This is a genomic window from Streptomyces sp. HSW2009 (genome assembly GCF_040240285.1).
Classification (GTDB): domain Bacteria; phylum Actinomycetota; class Actinomycetes; order Streptomycetales; family Streptomycetaceae; genus Streptomyces.
In genome coordinates this window covers 1-6604 of sequence record NZ_JBEHZD010000459.1, presented here as the reverse complement: position 1 = coordinate 6604, position 6604 = coordinate 1, and the positions used below count along the sequence as shown (strand labels likewise).

Below are 6604 nucleotides of genomic sequence, written 5' to 3'. Positions count from 1 at the left end.
GTGCTCGTCCGCCCGTGCTCGACCGCTCGCCCGACAGCGCGCCCCCCCCCGGGCGGGGGCGGGGGGGGCGGGGGCCCCCCCGCCGCGGGAGCGGGGGGGGGAGGGAAATTCCCGTCGATCGGCCCCGGCCGTTGCGTGTACGGTTCTGGTGTCCCTGCCAAGCAGTGGCGGGGGGCTACCCCGGACCGGCGGGTCAACCGGACACACATGTATGTAGGGACCCTGTCCTTCGATCTGCTCCTCGGCGACGTACGGTCGTTGAAGGAGAAGCGCTCCATCGTCCGCCCGATCGTCGCTGAGCTGTACCGCAAGTACGCGGTGAGCGCGGCGGAGGTCGGCAACCAGGACCTCCACCGCAGGGCCGAGATCGGCCTCGCGGCCGTCTCCGGGGACGCGGGGCACCTCACCGACGTACTCGACCAGTGTGAACGCCTGGTAGCAGGCCGCCCCGAGGTGGAACTGCTGTCGGTACGGCGCCGGTACCCCGGGGGCGACGACTGATCGTCACCACCGGGCCCGGGGGGGGGGGGGGGGGCGCGCCCCCGCCCCGCCCCCCCCCACGGCACCGGCGCCGAACGCCCGGGCCACGGCGCCGAGTTGGCCGCCCGGTTGATCCGCTGCGGCTGGAGCGTGCTGCTCTTCCCCGAGGGCTCGCGGTCCCGGGACGGTTGGATGCGGTGGTTCCGGTTGGGCGCCGCCCGGCTGTGCCTGGACACCGGGGTGCCGGCGGTCCCGGTCGTGGTGCGGGGTTCGTTCGCGGCGCTGGCGCCGGGCGAGCGGCTGCCGCGGCGCGGCGGCCCGCCGATCAGCGTCCACTTCGGCCGCCCGCTGACGGCCCGGCCGGGCGAGGGCGCGCCCGCGTTCCGTGATCGCATGATGCGGGAGGTCAACGCGTTGTGGGCGGAGTCGGAGCGGGGCTGGTACGGGGCGCGGCGCGCGGCGGCCGAGGTGGCGGGCGCCCGACCGACTCCCCCCACGGCGCCACCGCCGGACGACGGCCGGCGGGCGGCCCGTTGGCGCCGGGTGTGGGAGTCCACCCGCCCCGCACCCCGCCCGGGCCCGCGCCGGGTGTGGGGCGGCGCCCCACCGCGACGGCCGCGGCCGGAACGCGCAGCGGGACCGGGGCCGGTCCCCGACGGAGGAAGCGACCGCGCGCCGGCCGAGGGGACGCCACCGGCGTAGCGGCCTGAGCGGGGACCGCCCTGGCCGGGTCGGCAGCGGCTTGACGGTTACGACGGCGACAGCGATAGCGGGAGCGGGAGGATGCCCGGGCAGGCGCCGAGGCGGGCGACCGGGCGCGACGGCGTACGAGGATGCGTACGGAACCTCCCGCCGGGTGGGCGCTGGGCAGGCAGACACCGGCCGGGCGGCAACGGAGCCGGGGCCATAGCGGCACACACCGACCCGTACGAGGCTCCCCGCCGGGCAGGCGCCAGCGGCTCGTACGAGACCTCTCGTAATTTGATGATCGACGTATTACGATGGACGCCGTACAACCCCGCACCCGCCGCCATGAAGTGGAGTCGCCGTGAGCGCCCTGTTCGAGCCGTACACCCTGCGGTCGTTGACCATCCCGAACCGCATCTGGATGGCTCCGATGTGCCAGTACTCGGCCGCTCCGACGGGGCCGGACGCCGGAACGGTCAACGACTGGCACTACGCGCACTACTCCGCGCGGGCGGCCGGCGGTGCCGGGCTGATCCTGGTCGAGGCCACCGCGGTCTCGCCCGAGGGGCGGATCAGCCCCGGAGACCTCGGCATCTGGAACGACACCCAGGTGGCGGCGCTGCGCCGGATCACCGCCTTTCTGAAGGAGCAGGGGACCACTGCGGGCATCCAGATCGCACATGCCGGCCGCAAGGCCAGCACCGACCGCCCCTGGCTGGGCGGCGCGCCCATCACCGACCCCGCGCGGCACGGGTGGCAGCCGCTCGGCCCCAGCCCGATCGCCTTCGACGGCGACCACCCGGTGCCCGACGAGCTGACGACCGAGCAGATACAGCAGATCGTGGGCCAGTTCGCGGACGCGGCACGGCGTTCCCTCGCCGCCGGCTTCGAGGTCATCGAGATACACGGCGCCCACGGCTACCTGATCGGCGAGTTCCTCTCCCCGCACAGCAACCACCGCACGGACGAGTACGGCGGCTCGTACGAGAACCGCACCCGCTTCGCGCTCCAGGTGGTGGACGCGGTACGCGCGGTGTGGCCGCAGGAGTTGCCGGTCTTCTTCCGGATCTCGGCGACCGACTGGCTCCAGGAGAACGCGGCCGAGGGCGACACCGAGCACGGCTGGACCGTCGACGACACGGTGCGCTTCGCGCGCGACCTCCAGGCGCACGGCGTGGACCTGCTCGACGTGTCCTCCGGCGGCAACGCCGCTGACGTGCACATCCCCGCCGGCCCGCACTACCAGGTGCCGTTCGCGGCGCGGGTGAAGGCCGAGACCGAACTGCCGGTCGGGGCCGTCGGCAAGATCACCGAGCCGGCCGAGGCCGAGAAGGTCCTCCAGTCCGGCGAGGCGGACGCGGTGCTGCTCGGCCGCGAACTGCTGCGCGACCCGTACTGGGCGCACCGCGCCGCCCGCACGCTCGGCGTCCCGCCGCGCGTCCCCAACCAGTACCACCGCTCCGTCTGACCGCGCCGCCTGACCGCGCCGACAGAGCGCATCGCACGCCCCCGCACCGGGACGCCGCATCCCGCCGAAGCCCGCCCGCACCCGGCGACAGGCGGCCGGCGGCGTCCCGGCGGGCCGGCTGGGCCCTGGCAATGCGGCATGCTCTGGCCATGGGTGAAGAACAGTGAGGGCAGAGCGATGAGTGAAGCATCCGAGCGGCTGGCGAAGGCCCTGATCGCGTTCCGGGAAGCGGAGGGCCTTGCCGTACGCGACCTCGCACGGCGTACGCAGTTGAGCCAGTCGACCATCAGGGCGCACGAGAGCGACCGCAGCTTCCCGCCCACCCCCTTCGCGGCCCGCCGTTTCGAGGAGGTGCTCGGCTGGCCACCGGGCAGCATCCCGACCCCTGCGCGCGAGGTGACGGACCTGGAACTCCCCCCGGACCCCACCGCTACCAACACCACCGACTGAGCAAACGCACAGCACACCACACCCCGCGCAGGCATGATCACCGACCGGTCGGGAGGGGGCTGGTGGGCCAGTAGAGTGACGGTCGTGGCTGGACGACCGTTGAACGAAATCGTAGAACCGGGCTGGGCCAACGCACTTGAGCCCGTGGCCGACCGCATCACGGCGATGGGGACCTTCCTGCGCACCGAGATCGCCGCGGGGCGCACCTACCTCCCCGCGGGGCAGCACGTACTGCGCGCGTTCCAGCAGCCGTTCGACGAGGTGCGGGTGCTGATCGTCGGGCAGGACCCGTATCCGACGCCCGGTCATGCGGTGGGGCTCAGCTTCTCGGTCGCGCCCGAGGTGCGCCCGCTGCCGGGCAGTCTGGACAACATCTTCCGCGAGATGCACCACGACCTCGGCCACCCGCGGCCCTCCAACGGGGATCTGACGCCCTGGACCCAGCAGGGCGTGCTGTTGCTCAACAGGGCGCTGACCACGGCGCCGCGCAAGCCGGCGGCGCACCGCGGCAAGGGCTGGGAAGAGGTCACCGAGCAGGCCATCCGGGCGCTGGTGGGGCGCGGCAAGCCGCTGGTGTCGATCCTGTGGGGGCGCGACGCGCGCAATCTGCGCCCGCTCCTCGGCCACCTGCCGGCCATCGAGTCGGCCCACCCCTCGCCGATGTCCGCCGATCGCGGCTTCTTCGGCTCGCGCCCCTTCAGCCGCGCCAACGACCTGCTGAGGGAACAGGGCGCCCAGCCCGTGGAGTGGCGACTGCCCTGATCCGGGGCGCGCGGTGGATACGCCCGAGGCTGCGGCCCCGGCTCATGGCCTCGGGGCCACGGGCCGGGGCCGGTGGCTTTTCGACCATCCTGACCGTCTCCGTTCCGCAGTACGGGCGATAGTGTCGAGGACATGACGACGCAATCCCCGACCCCCGCGGGCTGGTACGCCGACCCGCAGGGCACCCCCCACCAGCTCCGTTGGTGGGACGGTAACCAGTGGACCCAGCACACCCATCCCGGGCAGGCCGGTCACGGCGCGGCCCAGCAGCCGGTCCCGGCCCAGCCCGAGAAGATCCAGCGCCAGGTCCAGCAGCAGGCCCAGGTGGGACCCACGGCCCAGGGCGGCGGCACGCTCTTCACCGAGCCGGTGCTGGTGGTGAACCAGAAGGTCAAGCTCATCGAGCTGACCAACGAGTACAGCGTCTACGACCAGCACGGCCAGACCCTCGGTTCGGTGGTGCAGGTGGGTCAGAGCGTCATGAAGAAGGTGGCGCGCTTCGCCACCAGCCTGGACCAGTTCATGACCCACCGGCTGGAGATCCGTGACGCCCACGGCCAGCCGCACCTGGTGATGACCAGGCCGGCCAAGGTCCTGAAGTCCAAGGTGCTCATCGAGCGCCCGAACGGCCAGCCGGTCGGCGAGATCCACCAGCAGAACGTCTTCGGCAAGATCAGGTTCGCCATCATGGCCGACGGCCGGCAGGTGGGCGCGATCAAGGCGGAGAACTGGCGCGCCTGGAACTTCGCCATCGTCGACCACAACGACCGCGAGATCGCCCGGATCACCAAGACCTGGGAAGGCTTCGCCAAGACGATGTTCACCACCGCGGACAACTACGTGCTCCAGATCCACGAGCGGCTGCCCGACCCGCTGCTGAGCCTGGTGATCGCGACGGCGCTGACCGTGGACACCGCGCTCAAGCAGGACGCCCGGGGCTTCGGCTGAACCCATGGCGCCCACCGCACCTCCCACCGGCCCGGCAGTCCCCGCCCGCGCCACCGCGGCGCGGGCCCCGGCCGGCCGACCCTCCCCGGCCCCCGCGGCTCCAGCAGCCCGGGCCGGCGTCTTCGCCCTGGGCATCGACTCCGGCGGCTCGGGCCTGCGCATCGCGCTCGGCCCCGTCGACCCCCGCGGCCGGCCCGCCGGCACCCCGCTGACCTGGCAGTCGCCGCGCCCGGTACGGACCGGCGCGCGCGGCATCGACGCGGCGGACCTGCTCGGCCAGGTACTGCCCGCCATCGAGCGACTGGTCCGCGAGGCCGGCGCCGTGCGGGTCAGCGCCGGCTGTGTCGGCGCGGCGGGCATGGCGACCCTCGGCGACGACCTGCGGGCCCAGCTACCTGGCGCACTCGCCGACGCCGTCGGCCTGGAACGGCTGGCCCTCGCGGCCGACGGCGTCACGGCGTACGCAGGCGCGCTCGGCCAGCGGCCGGGCGCCGTGGTGGCCGCCGGCACCGGACTGATCGCACTGGGCACCGGACCGGCCGACGGCCCGCGCGCCTCCTGGCGGCGGGTGGACGGCTGGGGCCATCTGCTGGGCGACTGCGGCAGCGGGGCGTGGATCGGGCGGGCGGGCCTGGAAGCCGCGCTACGGGCGCACGACGGGCGCGCAGGCGGCTCCGCCGCGCTGCTGGCCCGGCTCACCGCGGTCTTCGGGCCACCCGCCGAACTGCCCGGGCTGTTGTACCCGCGCCCCGATCGGCCCGCCGTACTGGCCTCCTTCGCGCCCGAGGTCGGCCGCTGCGCCACCGCGTGCCCGGTGGCCGCCGACATCCTGCGCGAGGCGGCCGACCACATCGCCCGCGCGGCGCAGGCGGCCCATCCGGACACCGCCGCCGACCGTTCCACCGACGATGCGCGCGCACCCCGGAACCTGCCGGTGGCGGGCGCCGACGACCGGACGCACCGCACGGCGGACGCCGCGGGCGAGGCCCGCCCCGTACCCGCTGAGCGGCCGGTCGCGCTGACCGGCGGGCTGTTTCGGATGGGGGCCGTACTGCTCGACCCGGTACGCGCGCAGTTGGCGCGGCGGCTGCCCGGCGTGCCGGTGGTGGAGGCGGCCGGCGACCCGCTGGCCGGGGCGCTCGGCGTGGCATCGGCGCTGGCCGCGGACGCGCTACGACTACCGGTGGACGACGCCCTGCTCCAGGTGCTGTAGCCGCGAGGGGGTACGGGCGCTGCGCCGGCGACCCGCTAACGGCACCTTCCGGTCACCACGGTGCGGTAGCGGACGGTGCGTCATACCTCACCAAAAACACCGGATAAAACGGGATGGATTCGACCTAGTTACACCCAGCCGAACGGCGCCGGTCGGGAAGCGGCTAACATGCGGCGCCATGAGTTCCCCCACAGGGCCGGCGCCCGGCCTGCCCGTACGAATGCCACGCCCGCGCCAGTCCGGACGGCACCGGAGGCCGGAGCCGGCCGCGGCCCCCATCGGTGCGCCGCCGCTGGTGCTCGCCGTGCCCGGAACTCCCCACTCCGCCACGCGTGCGTTGGTCGACGAGGTGGTGAGCATCGCCCGCTCCGAGCTGCCCGGCCTCGATGCCCGGGTGGGCTACGTGGGCAGCGCCGACGCGGAGTTCCCGCCGTTGGCCGCGGTGTTGGCACAGGCCGCGCAGGACCGTACGGCGCTGCTGGCCACGGCGGCCCCGGCCGCCGCCGCGCCGCCGGGGGCCGCGTCCGCGGCCCCGGCCGCCGCCGAGTTGGCGCAGCCGCCGCCGGCGAGCGGCGCCGGGGGCCCGGCCGCCGTGG

The 6604-nt window shown here is 74.6% G+C and carries 7 protein-coding genes and 1 pseudogene; all 8 read left to right on the top strand.

The genetic code is table 11. From position 1 onward, the window contains the following. Nucleotides 1-207 precede the first annotated feature (207 nt). Nucleotides 208-501: a DUF503 domain-containing protein gene (locus AAHZ94_RS26165; RefSeq protein ID WP_349995745.1), complete on the top strand. Its 294-nt coding sequence runs from the start codon at nucleotides 208-210 to the stop codon at nucleotides 499-501. 96 nt (nucleotides 502-597) lie between these two features. Next, entirely contained in the window at nucleotides 598-1182 is a 585-nt protein-coding gene (locus AAHZ94_RS26160) for a lysophospholipid acyltransferase family protein (RefSeq protein WP_349995743.1), read from the top strand. Nucleotides 1183-1528: 346 nt separating this feature from the next. Beyond that, nucleotides 1529-2635 carry an NADH:flavin oxidoreductase/NADH oxidase gene (locus AAHZ94_RS26155; RefSeq protein ID WP_349995742.1) on the top strand — a complete coding sequence of 369 codons (1107 nt, stop codon included), beginning with the start codon at nucleotides 1529-1531 and terminating at the stop codon, nucleotides 2633-2635. 177 nt (nucleotides 2636-2812) lie between these two features. Further along, on the top strand, nucleotides 2813-3085 hold the full coding sequence (locus AAHZ94_RS26150) for a helix-turn-helix domain-containing protein (protein WP_349995741.1): 273 nt from the start codon (nucleotides 2813-2815) through the stop codon (nucleotides 3083-3085). A gap of 84 nt (nucleotides 3086-3169) precedes the next feature. Further along, nucleotides 3170-3847, top strand: coding sequence for a uracil-DNA glycosylase (locus AAHZ94_RS26145; protein ID WP_349995739.1), 678 nt, complete (start codon nucleotides 3170-3172; stop codon nucleotides 3845-3847). 132 nt (nucleotides 3848-3979) lie between these two features. Continuing rightward, nucleotides 3980-4795, top strand: coding sequence for an LURP-one-related family protein (locus AAHZ94_RS26140; RefSeq protein WP_349995737.1), 816 nt, complete (start codon nucleotides 3980-3982; stop codon nucleotides 4793-4795). Between the two features lie 4 nt (nucleotides 4796-4799). Beyond that, on the top strand, nucleotides 4800-6008 hold the full coding sequence (locus AAHZ94_RS26135) for an N-acetylglucosamine kinase (protein WP_349995735.1): 1209 nt from the start codon (nucleotides 4800-4802) through the stop codon (nucleotides 6006-6008). Between the two features lie 178 nt (nucleotides 6009-6186). Further along, a pseudogene (locus AAHZ94_RS26130) lies at nucleotides 6187-6604 on the top strand (hypothetical protein); the annotation flags it as partial.